Raw genomic sequence first — 22,563 nt, forward strand, 5'->3', positions numbered from 1 at the left:
TCTCACAACACCGTACGTACGGATCGCGTATACGGCGTTTCAATTTATATCACAGTGTGTACTTTTAGATAATGTTCTAAAGCAGAGGGGACTCCCCTTTGCTTTAGTCTTTTGTTTGAGATTGCTCTTTGGACGACTTTTGATAATCCTATGTATCGGTAACCTTTTCGACAGTAGGTTAATCCTTTTGCTTCTTCCTCTGGAATCCCTAACTGGATAAGCGATTTGATTTGTTTCTTCGCTACTTTCCATTGTTTCCAGATGATGGCCCTAATTCTGGAACGAAGCTTATTGTCTATTCGTTCAGTCACCTTTTTCATGTTTGCCACTCTGAAGTAGTTTACCCATCCAAATATAACTTGTTTCAGTTTCAATATTCGGTAGTCTAGTGGAACACTCCAGCTTCGTTTTGTCAGTTGTCGAAGCTTCCTTTGAAACTTCTGTACCGAACTTGGATGAGGTTTCACTTGATATCTCTTATTTTTATAATCGTAATAATATCCAAATCCTAAGAATTTCAGATCTTTTGGACGAGAGATTTTACTCTTCTCTGCATTGACTATCAGACCTAATTTCTCTTCTATAAATCTCACGATTGATTTCATCACTCTGCTCGCTGCTTTCTCGCTCTTCACAAAAATCAGGGCGTCATCAGCGTATCTCACGAATTGAAGTCCTCTACTTTCTAGTTCCTTATCCAGTTCGTTCAACATAATATTACTCAAAAGAGGGCTGAGGTTGCCTCCTTGCGGAGTCCCAACTGGTGTTTCTTCATATTTCCCATTCACCATAACCCCACTAACTAAGTATTTTCTTATTAGAGAAATGACATCTCCATCATTTATTGTGTTGGATATAATTCGCATGATTTTATCGTGATGGACTGTATCAAAGAATCTTTCAAGATCAATGTCGACTACCCAGTCATGACCATCATTCAGAATTTCCAGGCTTTTCATAATCGCCATCTCACAACTTCTTTTTGGTCTGAAACCGTAACTGAATTCGCTGAACTGTTCTTCAAATATCGGGCTGAGAACTTGATGAATGGCTTGTTGAACTACTCTATCCACTACTGTTGGTATTCCCAACTTGCGCATCTTTCCATTTCCTTTTGGGATCTCCACTCTTAAGGCAGCTTGTGGTTGGTATTTTCTTGTTCTGATGCGCTGACGCAGATCATCCTTATTCTCTTTCAGATATTGCTTTAGTTCGTCGACTGTTGCTCCATCGACCCCACTTGTACCTTTATTTTTATAGACACGTAAGTAAGCTTCATTCATATTTAGATTACTTAGAATCTGTTCTAAAAGTTCCACACTCGTTTCTCCTTCCCTCTCACGTAGTAAGTGATAGCTCCCTTTTGGATATCCTTTGAGATACGCTCATACTTTTACCATTAACACATTCGGAGTTCGTCACTCACGCATTCGTGGTGTTGAAACACTATAAATTGTTCAGCCCTTCATGAATTTATTTCATTACTATGGCTTCTGCTGACTTCTTGCGACAAACCTTTTTTCGACTGTACTTCTGTACATCCGCAAGATCTCCCAGGGTAAGACAACTATCTTTCCTCTTTTACTCGCCTGATTTACTCTACAAAGTTACGCACATCTTTTGGACTTTAACTTGCTTAGGAGTCTAATCCCTTTGTAGAGCCTTAGTATCAGATTTCTGTTCGTCGAGTCAAGATTTTATTCCACGCTTCCTCCAGCCCTTACCTCACGATAAGTACCTTGCGCTTCCTTAGTGGTTGGTCGATGTGTACCCCCACAGTGGACTTTCACCACCTAGATAGTTGCCATGCCTGGCACACTAAGAAAAAGCTGCCACAATGACAGCCTTGATCTTCAACTTTTGCACTCGTTAGCTTAATAAGATGGTGAATAAATTTTATCTGTATCTGTATCAATAACAAACTCGACTTTTATATCGTAGTCATATGGAATTTGTTCAAAATTATGAAGCCTGCAAAACACATTAGGAAGGTCTTTTATCTCAAAGGTTAATTTTTTCGCTTGCAGATAGTTTTGTTTTAACTGATGTTTGGAACATTTTTTACCTGTAAGTAGAACTTGTTGGAAATAGCCGTCGATTTCAATAATCAATATAATCACGCTGTTTGCTAAACAGCCAATATAGCTTAGATTTTAGATAGCTTAATAATAAAAAATTATAATGTATCAACTACTGAATTCCATGCTGTTGAGGTAGGATCAATAATTTTAAAATGCTCTATACCTGGCAGAATAACTAATTTAATTTTGTTGTTTTGGCCCACTGCCTTGAAATAGTAATCTTTGCTTAACTCTACAGGAACATGGCGATCTAACTCACCATGTACTAAAATCTGTTCTATCATCATAGGCAGTAACTCGATTGGGGAAGTTAACTTATAGCGTTCGTCAACCTCGTTTGGTGACCCACCCATTAGTGCAGAAACAAGACTTTTTATCCCCTTTTCTTCGTGGATTTCCCACATTTTTATTAAGTCCGTTACTCCAGCCAAACTTATAACCTTTTGCATAGGAACAACCAACTTATTAAAAATCCCGTCTGATTCTACTTGCACAGTTCTTGAAGCTAGCCAAAGTGCTAAATGTCCTCCAGCAGAATGACCAATAACAATTACATTGGATAAGTCCAAAGGATAGGTTTCTTTTAGTTGATATAGATGATTTAAAGCATCAATGACATCATTAAATGTACCTGTCCAACCTCCTCCTTCCTCCCCGACTCTACGATACTCAATATTCCAAGTGGCATATCCCCTACGAGTTAAATCCTCCGCAATTGGGTTATTTTCTTCTAGGTTATACTTCGATTGCCAAAAACCTCCATGAATTAAAACAACTACTGGACAAGGTATGGAACTCTTAGGCATACGTAATTCACCAAATTGAGAAGGGTGTTCTCCGTAGGATATACAAAATTTATTACACAAATTAATTCCTCCAAATAATAAATACAATAAAACTTATTTCTATAAAAATAGCTACAGTTCCTTTACTGAAAAGTGGCTATTCTTATTTTTTTGATGAATTGGTTATTAAACTAAACTGCCCCCTTTAGCACAAGAAGAAAAAGCTGCTGCCACGACAGCCCTTATCTTCAACTATTGCTACTTACTTTAAGAAGAAATTAAGCCAAAAAGATTTAAAAGAGAATACAAAATAAATCCCACACCCAAAAATATAATAATAAATCTCATCACCCAGGGTAATTTTGGAGGAGGAAAAAACGCAATAATACCAACCGTTAAGAATAAAATCCCTAATATAAAATTATAAAAAATCTCCAATAAATCACATCCTATGTTAAGTTATAATATTCTTTTACGGATATGGATTAATAACGTTTCACCAGTGAAGTAAACTGCTTACTTTACTTCAATAAGAAAAAAACGCGATACCCTTTGTTTATGTATCGCTCCTGTTGTTAAAATAATTTTATAAAGTTAACTTGTTTTATGGAATATCCTAACGGCTTTATGTTCTTCATCTTTTTTTACATATATATTATATTGTGTATCGTCTTTAAATCGTTCATTACGACTATTGAAACCTCTAAAGGGAGTTTCAACTTTATACTTTATTCCTTCTTCTTTTAATTTTGCAATAATCTTAAAGTATTCTTCATTACCATATGTAGAGTATATTTGTTTCCAACTCCTGTTGGAGTAGGTTCGAATCAATGAAATAATAGGGTGAATATAGAAGCAAGAATGACAATAGTTATATACATTCTAATTCGCCCCCTAATAAACTTCTTTATTAATATTTCTGTAAATAATATGTAATTCCTTCTTCAACTATACTGCTTACGTTAGTTTAAGTACATTTCTTCACAATCTCTTCTAAAATATCCATTTATTTTAAAATGAGTTACTCAACAATCTTGTCCTTTACGGAACAACTCTATTGTCACTTAACAGTTCCTAAATCTACCTTTCAATTGATGTTCCGTTCCTTTTCACTATAATAAATGTAATCATCATAAGAAATTAAGTTTATCCCACCGTGGAAAAATTACCTGTCATTGGAGCATAATTTTTACCAATGATATTAATGAAGTTGGTAATCATGACAAATCAAAGTCCTATTGATTATACTGGCAAGGTTCTAGATAAACGAAATGATCTTACTGGACCTTACGATTCAGACAAGGCATTATATCCAAAACGGCCCAAGCATGTATCGATCCAGGAGCCAAAACGAAAATAGATCAGACTCTGAACTCCAAGTGGTAATGCACTTTCCAAATGGGGGTCAGCTTACATAAACATAAGAACATATCGAAAATGCCCATAAAAAATAAAGAGCAATTTATAGTACAAATACATTAAAAACCTGATTTATTATTGAACTAGGCTGTACCTTTAGTCAAATAAAAAAAGCCTTGCTCCTTATTTGAAGCAAAGCACCCGTTAGCCATCCATGAATCGCAAAAAACTGATCTTCACCACAAAGAAATGAATTAAGTCCGTCCATACAACTTCTAAGAATGGGAGAGGAAGGTCAATATACTATGGTGCCTTAGATCAAGGGCTTAATTAGTTTGATGTGTCTTCTATTATCAAATTTAATGTATGATAATCAAAAGGAGTAATACGCTCGATTTCTTCAACAGTCATATTCTCTTCAAAATAAAGCTTTGAAACAAGAATTATTTCTGTTTCAGTTAAGACTGTTTTTACCATAATTAGAACCTCCCATGAATATTTTATCCTAAGTAAATTAGATCATAAGAAGATAAAGTATAAATTGTTAAATTGTAAGAAATTTGTAATTATTTAACCTTAATCCTATTGGCAATTAAGTTGTTATCTTTGTCTCTCAATATAAGACCCTTCTTCATAAGCGAAATAACTGTATTTCTCACATCTTTCTCACTTCTTCCTGTCCATCTCATCAATTCATTAAGAGTGGGACTTTTACCATGTATAGAAGTATTAAAATATATGCGGAAAATTTTTCTTTCAAGATCACTATACATAAAAATCACGCTCCTTTATCAATATTATAAGAACATATGTTTGCGTTTTCAAGTAGAATTTTATTAGTTTTTAATAAGTCTTTACTAAATCCTCATTGATATTGGAACTTCAATAATTGTTTCGGAATCATTCCAAGGTTATTAAAAATTCGCTTTATTGAGTGCATTCCTTTTAGATAGAAAAACTTTTAGTTACATAACCGTTCCTTTCTACATTCCAGGTGCCAAGTTTTTAAATACCAAAATTACATTATTTGTTTTCTTACTTGTACCAAGTTCTCTTCAAGAAAATTGATTATTCATTACTTATTCTTTTTCAGTACATTGCCCCTATATTAAAAAAGCAGTACTTCTTAATTGAAGTACCGCAAACATTAGGAAAGCCGCTACTATTAGGATAAGAATTGTCATGCAAGTTGATATCTAGACTTTTTATTTTATTTTCAAATTCATCAAACACAATTGTCTCCTTCTTGTGTTTGTTAACTAAACAAATTATTGGTAGATCCTTTAAGCTGCTTGTAAAATTAATGTACCCGTAGAATCTGGAGAAAATTACTAGGAGGTCATATGAATTATACATGGAATAATTCATATAAAAGTTTAAATATAAATAGTGGAACTCTAAAATAACTTGTTTAACCTATAACAGGTATAGGATGAATATAATGTTAACCTATAAGGAGTGGAAATAGATATGAAACCAAAAGGAACTGAAGAGTTTATTTTGTTAGATAAGATTGTAGTAACGGAAGGGTTTTTAAAAACTAAACCAAGTGTAGAAAAAATCCACCAAGCTATTGAGCATGTTAAACGGACAGGATATTTAGACGAGCCTATTACGATTAAGAGAGAGTCAAAGATCCTTACAGATGGTTACACACGTTATATTGCAGCTCAAAAGATGGGGATAGATCCAGTTCCTATTGCCTATGAAAAAGCGCCTTTACATAATCATATTTAAAAAATAAAGGTATGGATGGACTTCAACTAATAATCGGAATATCATGTTTTGTTCTTTCTTCAATCACTTAATAATAAGTTGAAATCCCTCTTATTTGTTTTCAAAATAAAAAGGTGATCCAAACTCCATTTCCCTAAAGCCTAGGTAAGTGTCACATTTATGAACGTTACGATGTCGCCCCCTATAATTAGAGTTTGAGAAGTAATTTGAGCAATCTACTATTTTGGTTATAATTCATTTTAGACCTCCTGGTAATTGAGTGTTGTCCTTTTCGCTGGCCAGCTTTTGGAATCTCTCATTCTACCAAGAGGTTATTTTTTTGTTCAAACTCTATTTTCCTTTATGGGTGTCCATTCAAGTAGATGTAATTCAGTCAGAATCGCCCTTAGCAACATACTTCCCTAATTCTGTTACAGTAAATGTGACTTGTGCTATCCTATTACCATTGTCATCAACCAACAAACGACCATATTGATTACGAAGTATCCGACTCATGTCCTCATCATCATAAGCAATCACAACAATTACTATAGTATGAATTTTACTTTCAATTGTTACAAGGTATCTTTTTCTAGTCCGCTTTATAATCTCCATAAGCATTCCCCCTGAATAACCTTGATCATAACTAAATATAAATACCCTGTCTTATAGGAGAGCAAACTGTAAATACGTGGAAAACCTCTTTGGATGACCAATAAAACCTATACAAAATAGTTAATATAATGAGATGTTATCGGTACTGAATGGTCTTATCCCCGTCAAGTAGACAATTAATAAAAGGTTCACTTATTAGGCAGCCTTAGCTCTATATTCAGTAGGGCTAAGATTATTTGTCTCGTCGATTCTATTTTCCTTGCCTTCTGTCTTTTTCTTTTCAACCACTTCCCATTTATTATCTTTTAATTTAAGTAATACCATAACATTTGTGTTGTCTTTTTCCTTATAAAGAAAATAAGCAGTTAACGGTCTAATATAAGGAATTGGAATTAATTGTAAATTTGACATTGATTCGAAAACCTGGTTTAACGAGTTATAATATGAATCTACCCGTCCCCCATAAACAAGGTGAGCTGCATCGGTTCTTTTTTTTGTGCATATAGTTGGTAAATAGTATAGTTGGAGATAAATACGATATTTATAACTAGAGAAAGGTTGGATTTAAATGAAATATAACTTTGATGAAATAGTAAATCGGAGAGGGACCTATTCAATAAAATGGGATGGCGGAGAGTTAATTAAAGAATTTGGCTTGACTGAAAGATATGATGAAGAGACTATACCTTTATTTACTGCAGACATGGATTTACCTGTACCTCAAGCCTTGATTGATGCTTTACATAAAACCGTGGATCATAAAATTTTTGGTTACTCAATATTTCCTAATGAGTACTATGAAGCCATACAACATTGGTTTAAAAAGCGACATGATTGGGAGATCAAGAAGGAAGAAATCATCTATAGCCCTGGAACGGTCCATGCATTAAATATTGCAGTAAGAGCTTTTACCAATCCAGGTGATGGGATCATTATTCAGCGCCCAGTTTACCCGCCTTTTACATCTGTGACAGAAGATAATGGTAGAAAAATAAGAAATAATGCTCTTAAATGTGATAATGATGGGTATTATTCGATCGATTTTGATGATTTTGAAGCAAAAGCAAAAGAAGAAAAGACGAAAATGTTTATTTTATGTAATCCTCACAATCCTACAGGAAGAATATTTAATGTGAATGAACTCAAGAAAATATCCGATATTTGTGCAAAAAATGGTGTCCTTATCGTAGCAGACGAAATACACGGAGATTTAATTAGACGTGTTCAAACCTTTACACCAATCGCAAAAGCTGCGGACAATACTGATCATATTATCACGTTAACCGCTATCAACAAAACATTTAATGTAGCAGGTCTTCATTGTACAAATACGATCATCCCAAACTCAGAGCTTAGAAAAATATTCGGTAAAGAAATGGGCTTTCAATTAGCATCGCCATTTACAATATCTGCCCTCATCGCTGTATACAATGAGGGGGAAGATTGGTTAGAGCAACTGAAAGAATATATTGACGGCACCATGAAATGGGCTGTTAATTTCTTAGCTGAAAAAATGCCGAAAGTGAAAGTGAGAATTCCAGAAGGCACTTATATTATGTGGATGGATTTTAGCGAATATGGCCTTACACCAGAAGAAGTCCATGATCGCATTTATAACAAAGCGAACGTATTATTAGAAGATGGCGGCATGTTTGGAGAAGAAGGTGTACAATATCAAAGAATTTGTATTCCATCGCCAAGACCGATTATTAAGGAAGCATTCGAAAGGATTGCCAGAGAATTTGAGCAGGAATAGGTGCAAGGCACCTATTCTTGCTTCTAATAAATAACAGCCCAATTGAATACGACTTTTCAAAGATATCCTTAGATTCACAAACTTCCCCTTCACCAATGCCCATTTCATATGTATGTTGAGTGGATCTCAAATAAGCTTATTACGAGTAACATCTCTGTGCTTTATTTCCTCTAGACATTTAGACGATAGACTAGGTTTCCCTCAGCTAATGAAAATAAAGGATTAAAGGTTTAGTACTAAAAATAATGTGCAGATTAATATGAAAGCCTTCATATTTACGTCCTCTCAATTTGCTTTTTTTATATTTTTTGTAATATTGAGGGCAAATTTTCACCTTTTCATATTCCACTAAACTGGCCCCCGGTAGTTTAATAATTTCTAATTAATTATCCTTCTAAGATTGCAAGGTATTTCAACGTTTCTCCATTGAGTTCAACGAGTAAAATATCTCCTCTTTCTTTGGCTGAAAAAATCTTTGTACCAACAGGAAGTTTATTCGACGTTTCATTATTAAAATCTGTATTAGTATCATTTCTTGTTTTTATTTCCCCAATTTGAACGTCCATTGTTAAAGATAATTTTTCTACCCAATCAATATTAGTCCTGTAGATAACTCCATCGAATTGAAAAATATCAGCATCAGGGTCCAATGTTAAGACTTCCTCGGCATCAATATTGTCAATTGATACTTTGGTTGTTTCCCCTACATTTGAGCATCCTGTAATAGTAAATAAAGCTAATGCAATCAAAACATAAAATAACCTTAGAACCATAAAATTCCCTCCTTTATTATTAAGACGGTTATTCTCTATCAAGAGTTTCCTTCTTCAATTAACCTGCTTCGTAGTTCAAAAAGGAAAGCTGTTTCATCACAAAATCTTCTGTATACGGACTGCTTAATAACCTATGTGTAAACCTAAACGAAAGTTGAAACATAGGTTTTATTATTCATTAAAACATAACATCTGTGTAAACCTATGTGATCTTAATAAAGTTATTAAAAAAGAACGTTATTCTTTTAGCTATCAGAGTGAAAGGTGGTCTGAAATCTTGTGGCACATAAATTACACTCTCCTTTCTATCCAGTGGTCACTGTACCATTGCAGGAAAATACCTGTAAGACACTATTATTGAAAATAGAACAGTCGACTCCTTCTTTTATAAGGAGCCGACTGTTCTGTTTTATGCTCTTTCAGACACATGTTTCGCTTAGCCTTCTACGCGTAAAAAAGGCAACAAGGAAAGTAGACCAAGAATCGTCAATATCGTACCTAAAAAGGGTGATGCATGACTAATATGTATCACCCTTTATTTTTTATGACTTTTTTAATTTAGGTAATAATAATTTACAAACGGTTAATCTTATTTCATTTCACATCCACATACACTGAGATGTAGTTAACATTTCAATGAAAAAGGAGTGAATTAGGTTTGAAAACAAAAATCTCGTTGATCGTACGTATTATTTTGGGCCTTTTACTGTTAGCTGCTGGAATAATGAGTTTATTTAGTTCAGCAGAACCTATGCAATATCCTGAACCTGCTGATAAATTTATGAGTGCATTGATTGACACAGGTTATATGATAATTATCATCGGTGTTCTGAAAGTTCTAGTTGGTGTGTCTTTACTTATTAATCGATTTGTACCATTATCTTTAGTTGTATTTACGCCAATATCAATCAATATGGTATTATTTCATGCATTTCTTGATATTAAATCTATTCTTCCTGCCTTAGTCATCGGTTTTCTTAATGTTTATCTTCTTTTTAATTATCTAGAAAGCTATAAACCTTTGTTAAAAGCAAAAAATTAATAGATACGGAAGCTATAGCTGCCGTATCTATTAATTAAAAGTGACTCATTTTTAGGGTCACTTTTTTTGTCAAAAGAAAAAAACGTATTTGATAGCATGTTTGAAAAGCTAAGTAACAACCTAAACGGAAGTTGACACTTAGCTTTTATTATTTGTTTATTACAATACTTTAACAATAGTGTTACAAATTTTAAATTATTCTTGTCTAACATGGTAAATGAATTTAGAGTAGGTCTAGAGTATAATATTTTAATTGAAGTGGGGATTGTTCCTGGTTAAATTTCTTGTCGGTGAATTGCTGCTTTTAAGGGAGTGTGAACAATGGATCTTCGTGAAATAGACAAAATGATCCAAATGTTAGAAAGGATCGAAAAAGAAATACAAGAAACAAAAAAATCACTTCATTTAATACTTAATACAATAGATAAGTATGACAAATTTGCATATTTAAAAATATCTTAAATAGATTATGTTACTTTTGTCCAAAAGTATCAACTCAGCAAATGGCTGCTCTTACATGAGTGGCCTTTTTATTTGTAAACTCAAGTTGAAATCAGGTTTAAACTGATTGAATAGCTTCAGTAAAGTTCACACATATGTTGAACAACAATTACAACACAACAAAGCCTTTCCAAAATTCAGAAATTTTATTAAATTATAATAAAAGTTTAATAGAAAGGTTGAATCCCTATGCGTGAGGTTTATTCAAACATCTTGTTAATTGTGGGGTGGCTATTTTTAACCTTTAGTTTTTATTTATTCTTATTGGCCTTTATTGAAATAAACTCCCTCTTTATTGGTGTTCTTCTTCTTATTCTTGGGTTGATCTCCCTATTCTTTTCAAAAAGAATTGGAGATCATTTAGGAAACATGTTCTCTCTTTTTACAAGATAATTAACAATAAATTGAATATCAATGTTCTGAAACCTAAGTGTCAACTTAATCGAAAGTTGACACTTAGGTTTTATTTCAAAAAAACTATATGCAAAGACAGGTAATAAAATTATAAAAATAATTAATCTTTTCAACTATAATCTCCCCCCGTTCAATAACTTGTTAATTCCATTTTTATACATATAATATCATATTGATTTTGATTTGATTCTATAAATACCATGTCAGTTAAGGGAGGATGTAGTCACATAAAGCTTCTTATCGGTATTGAAAAAAGATCTTCAAATCGAAGATCTTTTTTCAATGATTGTTAGAAATCTTCCTTGTAAATATCCATAAAATCTTTAACAACATCGTTCTCAGGATCTTTATTTAGTATTTCTATTGCAATATTTTTAACTTCTTCTTTAAGTATTAAATTATTGGGTAGATCTGGTACTTGATAAAGAAATAACAGCATTTCTTTATGTCCAATATTATCAGGTTCTAGCATTAAGGCTCTTCTTGTATGGTATAAAGCTGATTTATAGGCACCCTCAATATGACAGTAAGGATGACAAAGAAGATCGCAAGCTAGGGAATGTAAAGGTTCACTTTCTTGTTCCATAAGAAGATGACATACAAAAGTATATATGGTTATATCTTGATCACTTTCATAAACTAGTTCCATAAGGGTATCGCTAAGTTTCGAAAACTCCATGTTTTTAACTTGCTTACTTGCTTCAGTAAAATTAATATTTAAAATATTTGTTTGTAATAATTCCTTCATTTTCTTCCCTCACATACAATTTATAACAATTATATCATGGTAAATCTTATGTATATTCCATACATTTTTAGTTTACATAATTGAGTGTTATAGGCAATAAAAAGGATCTTCGACCGGAAGATCCTAGAGGTTTGCCAACATCAACAAGAAAAAAAGAAAAATCTGTTTAAATTAATACAGGATTTTGATCAAACTTTATTACAAATTATCAATCTATATTATAAATCTATTCTCTTCTCCAACAGGAATCATTTTATCTCAAGATTTATAAATGCATCCCCGTCCACTGCCAATAAGAAAAATAGAATAACATCATGACTAGTATATAAAGAGGCATTAATATAGCGCTAATCTTCAATAGATTACTAGCATCATATGAAATTTTTCCTTCCTCATAAAAGAAAAGTAAGGCTTTGGAGCTAACAGGGACCGTCACACAATAGTTCATACCTATTAAACTTAAAAAAACAACTGTTGAAGGATTAACTTCTATTGTTTCACTAAATAATAATAAACCTGGAATAAAGACGATTGCACGTGTTGTGTGTGATGTAATATACAAATGGCTTGTCACGGTTACGAGCAAGATAATCAAAACAATGAGCCATTCTGGAGCACCTATAAACAAATAAAGAACATTTAGCATTTCTTTTTCAATCCATTTAACTATACCTGTATCAACTAACACTTTTCCAAGTGCCGTTGCTGCAGCAACAAATAGAATCAAATTCCAGGATATTGAATTCATTCCTTGTTTCCAACTAATGATTCCGTAATTCGGCATCATGATTAAAATGGCGCCTACCATCGTAATAAACGCTATATCATAGCCATGTATGCTTTCTGTTACCCAACCTACGATTAAAAACAAAATCAAGATCACAGTCTTTTTTTCTTCTCTATTAATCTGTTTTTTACACATGATTTTTTCTTCATTTTTTACGTTTTCGATTTTCCTTAATCCATCTCTTGGCCACAATATCCATTTTATTAAAAAAAGCGAAAGAAAGGTAACAATAAGAGCGAATGGTACTCCCCATATCAACCATTGGATATAGGAAATGGATTGATCAACTGTACTTTCAAGTAAACCTATTCCAATTAAATGAGATCCTGCACCTATTAAAGTAGCTGATGTACTCATTAATATCATAATAGGTGCTAAAATAGCCAAAACACTTTGTTCTTTAGTCGAAAATTTTTGACCAAGCTGCTTCATAATCGGCATTGATAACGCAGCTCGACCCGATGTAGATGGAATAAAGAATGCTGAAGCAAATAAAACTGAACTTAACCCCAAGAGCACATTGCTTTTTCTATTAGACTTGCTCAATATTGAAAGAGTTAAACGTTCTGCTAACCCGGACCTTTTAACTGCCTCACCAATGATAAAAGAACCTATCATTAGCCATACTACTTCCTCAGAAAGTGAATGGTATAATAAATCTGGTTCTCCCGCATTCATGATGACGATGAACACAATGAGTGCAATGGCTACAAATCCAGCCGAAATTTTAGTCGTGATCCATAACGTCATAGCTGATAAAAATGCAAACAAGGATATCTTTGCACGGTAGTCTAGACCATCAATCAATACGGTGACAATCATGATTAGGACGTGTATACTGATGATTACTAGTGACTTTATAGGTAATGGTTTTGTCGGTGTTTTGATTTGACTATGCTTTTCAAGTTGTTTCTCTATTCTCGTTATCATCTTTGATAAACTCTTTCTTTATGATTCCTTCTTTCGGCAATTCCAAATCCAATGGCAACTTGTCGTAAGACTGACTCCGTACTTTTTTCTATCCATTTTGGTGCTTTTTTTATTGCCTTCTTCAAAGATGTTGGTTTTTGAATAATACTGATATAGGCATCTATACCTGCATCATAGTTTAAATCTGCCCCTTTACCAATTGTTCCGGTAATAGCAATAACTGGGATGTTATTTTTTTTCGCAATACGTGCAACCTCCGCAGGGATTTTTCCATTTGGGGTTTGGAAGTCCAAACTACCTTCTGCAGTTAATACTATATCTGCTGTTGAAATTTTTTCTTCTATATTTATGTAGTCCTTAATAATATCGAATCGTGGATGTAATGTGGCACCTGTAAAGGCAATCAGTCCTGCGCCTAATCCACCGGATGCTCCGCTGCCTGGCAATGAACGAACATCTATCCCCACTGCTTCTTGAATTAAAGACGCATAGTGTTCTAAAGCTGATGCTAATTGTTCAACCTGTTGTGGAGTCGCTCCTTTTTGCGGTCCAAATACACGTGCAACGCCTTCTTCTCCACATAAAATATTCTTCCAGTTACACGCAACATCAATTAAAACGTTATGTAATCGTCTATCTATATTAGTCGTCATTATAGAATCCACTTTCATCAAATCTTCTCCACCATTGATATCGACACTTCTTTGTTCCTTATCAAAAAAATGAGCTCCTAATGCTTGCGCCATTCCGGCTCCCCCATCTGATGTACCAGAATCACCACAGCCAATTAAGATATTGTCAACCCCTACATCAAGCGCAGCGAGAATCAACTCTCCTACACCATAGGTAGTTGTTTTTAAAGGGTTTCTCTGATTACGAGGTACTAGCTTTAATCCTGATACCGCTGCCATTTCAATTACAGCAGTCCGTTTACCATTTTCTATAAAAATCCCAAAATGACTTTTGATCTTCTTACCGACTGGCCCTGTTACTTTTTTATAAATTAATTCTCCACCTTTTATGCGAACGATCGTCTTCGCAAATCCTTCTCCACCATCAATCATCGGTATAGTTTCCATATCGATAGACTGATCAAAACGTTTCACGCCAAGTTCCATTGCTAAAGCTACTTCTTCAGCATCTAGACATTCTTTAAATCCTGACGGTACTATTACAATTTTCATCTAACCCTTCCTCCAAATCTACTTTTATTACTTTCTAATATACTTTCTAAGAATGAGAAGATAATGAGAGAATCATTAAAAATCAGGTACAAAGTCAATAAGTATCATTAGAGCACCACCTAAAATTACCATCAGAGCAAGGTTCAAAAGTATCACATGAATACTCTATACAAACTTAGTAAACATAATGAAAGATTATCGGTACTGAAAAAGGATCTCCCGAATTTTGGAAGATCCTTTTAGCTGCTTATTCAATTAAAGCGCCCTTTTCATGAAGACCTGATTTCAAGATAATAATGTTCTTGCTACCCATTAATAAGAATAAAGATTTAATTACTGGTGGTAATCCCCTAAAAAATACTTAGAGAGGTTTGAAATCTTCATCTTTTTCGTACCCCCCTCTTAGGAATGGGTCTTCAACATTGTCTTTACACCTTTTTTCACTTGCTCCATAAATTTTGAAATTCCTTTGTGCTTGTCTCAGAGATACTTCATTAGCTCCGCCTTTAATCCATTTTAAAGATAAGCCCCCAATAGGTGACTTTATATGGTATCCATTTACTTTGACAGTAAAAAAGCAGTTAAATAGATGTATCTTCCTACTTTGATTCAATTATACGTTTTTGAGTCTCAATATAGTCATAAACTTTTGTAATTTCTTCTTCATAATTTTTATCAATTTCAAAATACTTATAACCAGCTTCAATACATCTTCTTCTATATTGATTATGTTCTTTGATATTTTCTGTAATATTTTCTGTAATATTGAAATCTGCGTCTAGTTCTCCACGATCTTCAATAACATTTCTATGTTTTAAGATTTTTGATTCAAAGTTTGCCTTAATATATTGAGTTGAAAAAACTAAGAATACAGATATAATTTTTTCAGCATAGAATTTCTCAAACTCTTTTATATAGTGAGGTAATATATAGCAACCTTCAATAATTAAGTTTTGATTATTCTCAATGTTTGTTTTAATAATCTCCCTAATTATTGGCCATAATTTATCTCCTATTAATTCGCTGCTGTCCAACGGAGTGAATCCACAATTCTTATCACTTCTGTATATCCCCATTTTCAGATGATCAATGGAAAGATAGGGCACTTTATATTTTTCAAGTAAATGTTGAGCCATAAATGTTTTACCAGACTGACCATTACCACTTATTAAAATTATCAATATATCTCTCCTCAGTTTATACTTTGACTTGACGTAAGAAAAAGACGCGTTACTCGATAAACGCGTCCTTTAATTGAATAACAATTGTTCTTCTTAACTGGTTTAGTACAATTTTGAAGTAGAGCCCCGATTAGCCTGCAATGCCACAAAAACACCTACTTGTTAATCAAAAAGATTAGTTACTTTTCGCAGCAACAATCATATAGTTCGCAGGTATAAATTGATTCATCTTATCTGGTTCTTCATACATCTTTTTTATAATAAAACCTTGTTGTGCAAATGAAGTAATAATTTCAGAAAATGTCCATTTCCGTAAATAAGTTTTTGGGAATAAACCTTGATTTTTTTCAGGGAAAAACCCTTCATACGCAACAGGATTAAAACGTAAAGATTTGTCAAAATAACCTTCTTTGAGTATCAAAGTTCCATCTTTTTCATTTACCTCTACAACCTTACTAAAAGGGTGAAAGTCTCTTAACAAGAGTTTCCCGTTTTCACTTAATAAATCAAATATAATATTGGCTAATTGTTTTAGGTCCGAAAAATAATGTAATATTCCAAATTCCATAAAAACAATGTCAAAACTGTTTTTCATCTCATCCATTGGGATTTCAGTTAAATCTGAGACTATGTAATTTATTTTGACTTCGGCTTCTTTAGACAATTCCTGAGCATATCTGGCATTCTCTGATGATATGTCAACTACCGTAACGTCAGCACCAAGGACAGCGAGAGAAACTGCTCTTATTCCTCCAGAACCTAATAAATTTGCAATCCTTTTTCCAGATACATTTCCTAGATCATTTATATAATAGTTGAGCCATCTATCTGTATTTTCTCTTATTTCTTTTCCCATTTTTTCAGGTGTACCATAATTAGTAACCCAATGTTCTAAGCCTTATATTCCCAAGCCAACTTATTCTTTTTACTTTGCTCTTTTTGCATAAAAGCCTCCCTTATTCCAAATTATAATGTTCATCAACTTAACTTAATTCTGCATTCATTCCTAAGCTCCTTTTATAAATCCCGTTAATCAAGTCAGTTTAGCTTTAGAATTCTTCCTGCTTCATCATAACCTGTACTTACATCAAGAAAAGAAGATTACATTTTATTAAATAATCGCGCCCGATTCTTGAAAAAGTCTATTACACAACTTGTTTAATAAATTTTTTGTTTACATATCCATATCTAGTGTAATTTTCATCTACTATCTTGATTCGCACCAAGTTACAATTATTTGATAAACCTAGATATTCTGCTTCATATAGTCTTTCATTAGATAAAGTGACGACTATTTTAGTGCCTTCCTTCATACATATTTCACCACTTTTCTTTATATCGCTTTTTTAACCAACTATTTATTTCGTAACCTTTGTTAAAGAAATGCGCCCTTTTCTGGAATAAGACTGACTTCTTTTAGCTGCTATTTGAATTAAAGATACAACAAAATTTAACGATAGTGAAAATACAAAGGATAACCCTTTAATCGGATTGTAATTTTCGCTGATTTTCTGCAAACCAAAGGAGTGCTTGCTGTTCCATTTCCTTCACAAATGTCTTTTTTGCTGGACTATATTCACTTGTGTTATCGAAACGTTGAACCAACTTTTCTTTAAAGCGACTGTACTTAACTACTTCTTCTGGATGGGATCGCAGATAATCTCGAAATATTAAGTGCCGTTCAATTTGAGGATTATCAATTTGATAAAAATGAATATGATGAGTTCTGTTTTCTCCACCTTTTCGAAGTAACCTTCTACCTGTAATGCCCCATTCCCCCGCAACATCATATCCAAGAGAATCCATTTTGTGGTTGAATAAATCCACTTTCTCTATGTCTTTAACGATACACATCATGTCTATTACAGGTTTTGCCTTCATGCCCTGAACTGACGTACTCCCAAAATGTTCAAATCTGATTATCTCGTTACCAAATATTGTTTTCAAAAATTGAGACTCAGTTTGAAACATTCGAGATCAATCCTCACTAAAGTCCGTAAGTCGAACTCTCATGTGTATACCCCCTTCGTGAATCAATACCCTTTTTATGAATCACGCTCGATTCTTGAAGAAGAAATTCAATTAGTCAATAATTGTTCTAGATAAGGGTTTATGTAGCTTCTATACTCTTCTGTTAGACCTTTTGGTAACTTATTAAGACTAAAGAACTGTATATCAATAGATTCCTCTCTATCTATTTTTATTTCACCTTCAATATCATTTGTAACAAAAACCGCAGTGACAGAATATAATTCATCTCCATTAGAAATTTTAAAGTAATAATCAGGACCAGAAAAAACACCTAATAATTTCAAATCACCTATAAGGAGACCTGTTTCTTCTTTTACTACTCTCCTAGAAGTATCCTCTAAACTTTCTCCTAACTCCATCAAACCACCAGGTAAACCCCAACCACCATCAGACCTGTGCTGTAATAACAATTCATTATTATTATTTAAGACTAAAACAACTGAACCAGTTAATATTAAAGGTCTGCTGCCAACTAACTTCCTTAAATCCATAACGTAATTCATCCTAATTCTCCCCTATGTATATATTATTTTCTAATCCAAATATCTACCTTAAAGAATAAGTTATATTAGCTCCTTATACTCTAATTTTTAATCATCGAGCACAGTCGTTTTTAGTATGAATCTGATTAGCTTTATTACAGAAAAGCCCCCAGTAGTTGAATATAATATTTTTAAAATCTATCAAGCAAGAATAGGCTGTTTTATCTTCTATCGATAAAGTCTCTGCAATTTTATTCCCAATAATCGAGTGCATTATTCTTGAACCCATAATTCCCCCGCCCCTTCAATAAATTCTTCAACTACCCTTACATTTAATGGCATGTATTACAATTTCTAGGTATGCCAAATAAATTCCTTCCTTACGGGGTATCACCAACCATTTATCGTATTTCCCACGCTAAGGACAAAACCCTTGATGTATAAGGTGTTTTCCATTAACGACCATTATAGGGAAGTTAAATACTTACCATCTTTTGGTTGTAAAATAGATGATTTTCGTTCCCTAAATCCTTCTCTAAATGTAATTCCCTTTTCACAAAGCTATTCACGTTAAAGAGAATTAGCTTAGAGTAAAAAAAATCACTATTTTGTTACCAGAAAATGTCTTATCGTGGGTTTTTCGTCAAAATGTTAATGCTGCCCCTTTCTTAAGTAGCAGCAATTTGTTCTTGAACTTCACGCCAAAAAGCCAAACCCAGATGGATCTCAAGGGTTTGGCTCGCCTGGTAACCAGGCTTTTTCTATTAATCTACCATATTATCCAGTATTTTGAAAAAGATCATAAGGGGGCTACTTAACTGGAGTAGGGTTTTGTAATGGATCGTCTTGCCCCATTTTTTCTAACCTTTTTTTTGTATACATACTAGTCAATACTAACAATAACAAGGATAAGATTACACATCCGCCTGCTATCCATAACAGCCATGGCATCAAAGCTTCAAAAATGATCTCCATATAAATCCCCCTTATCATTTTTAAAATTAATCTATGTTAGTAAATTCTGGAATAACCGTTAATTTCCTTCTTGATAAGATCAGGAAAATGCGTATTAGGGGTACGGCAGGAATTCTTTTTGGAGCCACTTATAGATTGACAAAAAAGTTATTTAATTTTAAAACCTCAAACACGCATACCCCGTCCTGATTTTAGGACGGCGTAAAATCGAGTTGTTTAATTTTTCATAAAAAATGCTTCACCGAGTTTTATTCAATATTAGCGCCCGATTATTGAATAACATATAATTGAATAACATATGAGCTTTTATTAACAGTTTTGCTTAAAAATAAAAAATCCTCTATCTATTTAAAATCATCTGGTCAGTTTCTTTAAATCCTATTGATTGGTATAATTTTTTTGCATTATCACTGGCTAATAAACGGACCGTATTGATTTCCTTTTTAGAAAACCAGTCTAACACTTCTTTGGTTAATTTTTTTGCATAGCCTTGATTTCTAAACAAAGGATCTACATATACATCACCAATAACCCCATATTGTTCTTCCTTATAAAAACAATAAGGAATATCTTCTTTGATAAATGCTCCAGCACACGCAACAATGTTATTTTCATGTTCAATGACGAAATGTATAGCTTTACCTATTTCATACAGTTCTGTGTAAGTCTTATCAACAACCTGAATAAAATCATCTCTAAGACGGTGTTCCATACCAACTTCTTTAAACATTTTTTGTTTAAGTAGTGTTATAGCAGGGATGTCTAATAATGATGCAGCTCGTAACAAATTAATCTCCCCCACATTTATTTATAAACATTTAATACTCTTAATCTCAAGAGAAATCCTTTTTGGAAAAGTCCATTATTAAACAACTTGATCCTTTAGTCCAAATAAGAAAAATTGTCTCTACTTTTTCTAGAAATGTGCCCTTTAACGGAATACAACTTTGAGATTCTATTGGCTGGTTTTAAGTAAGAAATAATTCAGCTAATTACTTTGGTATCATCTCCTCTTTTATTTCTCATAATAATTTCAAGTTCTTTTTTTGTATCAGGATGCAGCAAGATCTTATCTGTAAGATCTAAGGTAGAATCTTTTACTTTTCTTCCCCATTTTCTAGAAAACGAACGCCAATCACAGACCATTTCAATCATATATTTTCTAGGCATGGGTAAGGCTTGTTTATTATTCGGATCAACAACCCAATATTCCCAATGATGCTTATTTTTATGTTGATGATGGAGCCAGGCATGTTTCCATTTCAATTCATCCTCTGCACTTTTTTCTCCAGTGTAAAAAAATTTCTTTGCATACGGAAAAAACTCTTTTGGAGAAAACTTTGACCAATCATGAATAATCCCTTGTATATATAATCCTTCTTTCCAACATTCAACAAGAACATTAATTTTATGGTCAAGGATATAAAGGAAATTCCTCCAACATGCCTTTAGCATTAAGAAATCCCTCCCTATATAAAAATGGTTAAGGTCATATTCTACTTGAATACAATAAATCCCTTCTCAGTTTAAACAATAAAAAAGAGCTGTCGATCCTTACATAGATCTTCAACTCTTGCGCCCTTTAACAGAAGAACATACCTACTAACTGTTTTTTGCAATAGGATCCTCTATGGGAATGATTCCTATACCAGAAAGTCAGCAATTTCAAGGTCTGGCTCCACCAAACAAGGATATTATGCCTACTTCTCCATGTAAGTTGGTACAGACCAAATCCTCTGCAATTTTACTTTCGCTATAAACATTACAAACCTTAATTTTTGTCTCAATTAATAAAATGTAGTTAGGGTATCTACTCATCATATTTGATAAATTCCATGTTCTATTCGCTGGATACAATATTTGGAAAAATTGTAGTAATCAAAGTCATTGTGACTTTCTCCCTTAGTAAGACCGCTGTAAAACATCCCCCACACAACCTCTCTAACCATCGCCACAAATTTCATGTCCTGAAAAATTTGGAACATTTCCTCATCGAAATATCCGAAGTATAACTTCAACCACTCACGCTCATCCGCTTCACTGAACTGGTTTGTAAACGGAATAAGCGTCAACTCAAAAAATACATCTCCGATCCCCGACAACTCCCAATCAATAATTTGCAACTGTTGACCTGTATAAATCATATTGCATAAAAAGGAATCATTGTGACAGAATTTGTTGTTATATTCTTTGTCACTTTTCCTTTTATGAGCAATTTTCTCTACTCGATGTAAAATTTGGTTTAATCCATCAGGATGCTTGACTTGGAACTTATCTGCTCCTTTCAAATATCCATGAATTAAATCATAAGGGGTACATGTTCTACTTTGACCTTCTATACGATGTATTTGTTTGAGGCGATCTATAATCATTCCTTTGATATTATCGGATTTCAGATCATTTTTCTCAAGTATTCGCCCTTCAAGAAATTCTGTCACTATAAATTGTTCCGGATTATTACTGTGAATCACTTTAGGAGCAAACCCTTCGTGGTTTGCCTTCTTCATCACTTCTACTTCAGAGCAGCGTGTCAGGTTCAAATACTCATTTTGCCTGCTATTGATGCGAAGAACATATGTACATTGTTTCGTTTGTACCTTATAGGTTTGGTTGCACAGCCCTCCTCTTAGATTTTCTAAACTTAAGAATTCATTGCTTAGCTCTGGTACTTGGCGAATAATTTCTTCAACTTTCATGTTCAATAGAATCCACCCCTATCGAATATTCAGTAGCCAATAATAGGAACCTACTAGAGACCTTTCACTCTATATCTTTCGTTTATATAATATCAATTTAAATCCAACTAAGAATTACTATAAATAATTCATATATCTTGACTATATCAATTTCTTTCTTAATATCATGTATTTACTGCACGTAAAGTTGAACTATTCCCTTGAACGTCGGTAATGACCGCAACTCTGTTCCAATCAGAAACCTCTCCTACTTTTTGTTAAAATCGTGACATTTAAGTTGTATTTCAATATCACAATTTAAAATACCTGCTTACCATATTCAACTAAATTGTGATAAATTAAATAACTCTGAGCTTCGATTCACTTTTTAATATTCATTCTCTTATTCATACAGATAGGTAAGGGTTTGAAGTTATCGCTCCCTTTTCCCCCCGTCCACACCGTACATGAGACTTTCACCTCATACGGCGTTCCAACTAATCCAATTCGATTTAGTCATCAACACTT

24 protein-coding genes are annotated in these 22,563 nt (G+C 33.3%); 5 read left to right on the forward strand and 19 right to left on the reverse strand.

All coding sequences use genetic code 11. From position 1 onward, the window contains the following. Window positions 1–44: 44 nt before the first annotated feature. The 3 genes from ltrA to WQ54_RS16195 form a co-directional block, all read right to left on the reverse strand. Window positions 45–1,319, reverse strand: coding sequence for a group II intron reverse transcriptase/maturase (ltrA, locus tag WQ54_RS16185; protein ID WP_046517641.1), 1,275 nt, complete (start codon window positions 1,317–1,319; stop codon window positions 45–47). A gap of 555 nt (window positions 1,320–1,874) precedes the next feature. Beyond that, on the reverse strand, window positions 1,875–2,120 hold the full coding sequence (locus WQ54_RS16190; protein ID WP_231597549.1) for a hypothetical protein: 246 nt from the start codon (window positions 2,118–2,120) through the stop codon (window positions 1,875–1,877). A 56-nt stretch (window positions 2,121–2,176) separates the two neighbouring features. Next, window positions 2,177–2,947 carry an alpha/beta hydrolase gene (locus WQ54_RS16195; RefSeq protein ID WP_046585480.1) on the reverse strand — a complete coding sequence of 257 codons (771 nt, stop codon included), beginning with the start codon at window positions 2,945–2,947 and terminating at the stop codon, window positions 2,177–2,179. A gap of 1,138 nt (window positions 2,948–4,085) precedes the next feature. Between WQ54_RS16195 and WQ54_RS33695 the strand changes: the two genes are divergently transcribed. Beyond that, on the forward strand, window positions 4,086–4,226 hold the full coding sequence (locus WQ54_RS33695) for a hypothetical protein (RefSeq protein WP_156177991.1): 141 nt from the start codon (window positions 4,086–4,088) through the stop codon (window positions 4,224–4,226). A 329-nt stretch (window positions 4,227–4,555) separates the two neighbouring features. Here WQ54_RS33695 and WQ54_RS33700 read toward each other — a convergent pair whose 3' ends face one another. Next, window positions 4,556–4,702 (reverse strand): hypothetical protein, encoded by a 147-nt coding sequence (locus tag WQ54_RS33700; RefSeq protein WP_156177992.1) that lies wholly within the window; start codon window positions 4,700–4,702, stop codon window positions 4,556–4,558. 993 nt (window positions 4,703–5,695) lie between these two features. Here WQ54_RS33700 and WQ54_RS16205 point away from each other — a divergent pair. After that, window positions 5,696–5,962, forward strand: a complete 267-nt coding sequence (locus tag WQ54_RS16205) for a hypothetical protein (RefSeq protein ID WP_052737826.1) — start codon at window positions 5,696–5,698, stop codon at window positions 5,960–5,962. A 369-nt stretch (window positions 5,963–6,331) separates the two neighbouring features. Here the strand turns inward: WQ54_RS16205 and WQ54_RS16210 are convergent, their stop codons facing one another. Together WQ54_RS16210 and WQ54_RS16215 are read right to left on the reverse strand one after the other, a co-directional pair. Continuing rightward, window positions 6,332–6,556 (reverse strand): hypothetical protein, encoded by a 225-nt coding sequence (locus tag WQ54_RS16210; protein WP_046585485.1) that lies wholly within the window; start codon window positions 6,554–6,556, stop codon window positions 6,332–6,334. A gap of 195 nt (window positions 6,557–6,751) precedes the next feature. Continuing rightward, a complete protein-coding gene (locus tag WQ54_RS16215) occupies window positions 6,752–6,967 on the reverse strand; it encodes a hypothetical protein (protein ID WP_052737827.1) in 216 nt (71 codons plus the stop codon). A gap of 157 nt (window positions 6,968–7,124) precedes the next feature. On the opposite strand from WQ54_RS16215, the gene WQ54_RS16220 reads away from it, so the two are divergent. Next, window positions 7,125–8,312 carry a MalY/PatB family protein gene (locus WQ54_RS16220; protein WP_046585486.1) on the forward strand — a complete coding sequence of 396 codons (1,188 nt, stop codon included), beginning with the start codon at window positions 7,125–7,127 and terminating at the stop codon, window positions 8,310–8,312. 386 nt (window positions 8,313–8,698) lie between these two features. On the opposite strand, the gene WQ54_RS16225 is transcribed toward WQ54_RS16220, so the two are convergent. After that, window positions 8,699–9,085 carry a hypothetical protein gene (locus tag WQ54_RS16225; protein ID WP_046585489.1) on the reverse strand — a complete coding sequence of 129 codons (387 nt, stop codon included), beginning with the start codon at window positions 9,083–9,085 and terminating at the stop codon, window positions 8,699–8,701. Between the two features lie 658 nt (window positions 9,086–9,743). Between WQ54_RS16225 and WQ54_RS16230 the strand changes: the two genes are divergently transcribed. Continuing rightward, entirely contained in the window at window positions 9,744–10,127 is a 384-nt protein-coding gene (locus WQ54_RS16230; protein WP_046585491.1) for a DoxX family membrane protein, read from the forward strand. Window positions 10,128–10,448: 321 nt separating this feature from the next. Beyond that, entirely contained in the window at window positions 10,449–10,589 is a 141-nt protein-coding gene (locus tag WQ54_RS16235) for a DegQ family regulator (RefSeq protein WP_046585492.1), read from the forward strand. A gap of 742 nt (window positions 10,590–11,331) precedes the next feature. Here the strand turns inward: WQ54_RS16235 and WQ54_RS16240 are convergent. The 12 genes from WQ54_RS16240 to WQ54_RS16290 all read right to left on the reverse strand — a co-directional run bounded on the left by WQ54_RS16240 (window position 11,332) and on the right by WQ54_RS16290 (window position 22,056). Further along, window positions 11,332–11,790, reverse strand: coding sequence for a hypothetical protein (locus tag WQ54_RS16240; RefSeq protein WP_046585494.1), 459 nt, complete (start codon window positions 11,788–11,790; stop codon window positions 11,332–11,334). 265 nt (window positions 11,791–12,055) lie between these two features. Further along, window positions 12,056–13,507: an SLC13 family permease gene (locus WQ54_RS16245; protein ID WP_084822114.1), complete on the reverse strand. Its 1,452-nt coding sequence runs from the start codon at window positions 13,505–13,507 to the stop codon at window positions 12,056–12,058. Beyond that, a complete protein-coding gene (locus WQ54_RS16250) occupies window positions 13,504–14,691 on the reverse strand; it encodes a glycerate kinase (protein ID WP_046585495.1) in 1,188 nt (395 codons plus the stop codon). Before WQ54_RS16250 ends, WQ54_RS16245 begins: the two co-directional genes overlap by 4 nt. 361 nt (window positions 14,692–15,052) lie before the next feature. Continuing rightward, on the reverse strand, window positions 15,053–15,304 hold the full coding sequence (locus tag WQ54_RS31975; RefSeq protein WP_052737828.1) for a CPCC family cysteine-rich protein: 252 nt from the start codon (window positions 15,302–15,304) through the stop codon (window positions 15,053–15,055). Beyond that, window positions 15,291–15,872 carry a 2-phosphoglycerate kinase gene (locus tag WQ54_RS16260; protein WP_046585497.1) on the reverse strand — a complete coding sequence of 194 codons (582 nt, stop codon included), beginning with the start codon at window positions 15,870–15,872 and terminating at the stop codon, window positions 15,291–15,293. Before WQ54_RS16260 ends, WQ54_RS31975 begins: the two co-directional genes overlap by 14 nt. 175 nt (window positions 15,873–16,047) lie before the next feature. After that, a complete protein-coding gene (locus WQ54_RS16265) occupies window positions 16,048–16,728 on the reverse strand; it encodes a bifunctional 2-polyprenyl-6-hydroxyphenol methylase/3-demethylubiquinol 3-O-methyltransferase UbiG (protein WP_052737829.1) in 681 nt (226 codons plus the stop codon). A gap of 626 nt (window positions 16,729–17,354) precedes the next feature. Further along, window positions 17,355–17,843: a GrpB family protein gene (locus WQ54_RS16270; protein ID WP_046585500.1), complete on the reverse strand. Its 489-nt coding sequence runs from the start codon at window positions 17,841–17,843 to the stop codon at window positions 17,355–17,357. A 107-nt stretch (window positions 17,844–17,950) separates the two neighbouring features. Continuing rightward, window positions 17,951–18,406 (reverse strand): NUDIX hydrolase, encoded by a 456-nt coding sequence (locus WQ54_RS16275; RefSeq protein WP_046585501.1) that lies wholly within the window; start codon window positions 18,404–18,406, stop codon window positions 17,951–17,953. 789 nt (window positions 18,407–19,195) lie between these two features. Beyond that, on the reverse strand, window positions 19,196–19,360 hold the full coding sequence (locus WQ54_RS33705; protein ID WP_156177993.1) for a hypothetical protein: 165 nt from the start codon (window positions 19,358–19,360) through the stop codon (window positions 19,196–19,198). Between the two features lie 340 nt (window positions 19,361–19,700). Further along, the gene (locus WQ54_RS31980; RefSeq protein WP_052737830.1) at window positions 19,701–20,147 is read right to left on the reverse strand and encodes a GNAT family N-acetyltransferase; all 447 of its coding nucleotides are present in this window, start codon (window positions 20,145–20,147) and stop codon (window positions 19,701–19,703) included. A gap of 197 nt (window positions 20,148–20,344) precedes the next feature. Next, entirely contained in the window at window positions 20,345–20,815 is a 471-nt protein-coding gene (locus WQ54_RS16285) for a DUF5662 family protein (RefSeq protein WP_046585504.1), read from the reverse strand. Between the two features lie 362 nt (window positions 20,816–21,177). Beyond that, window positions 21,178–22,056 (reverse strand): phosphotransferase, encoded by an 879-nt coding sequence (locus tag WQ54_RS16290; RefSeq protein ID WP_231597550.1) that lies wholly within the window; start codon window positions 22,054–22,056, stop codon window positions 21,178–21,180. Window positions 22,057–22,563 lie beyond the last annotated feature (507 nt).

The sequence above is a fragment of the Bacillus sp. SA1-12 genome (assembly GCF_000981385.1).
Classification (GTDB): Bacteria; Bacillota; Bacilli; order Bacillales; family Bacillaceae; genus Metabacillus.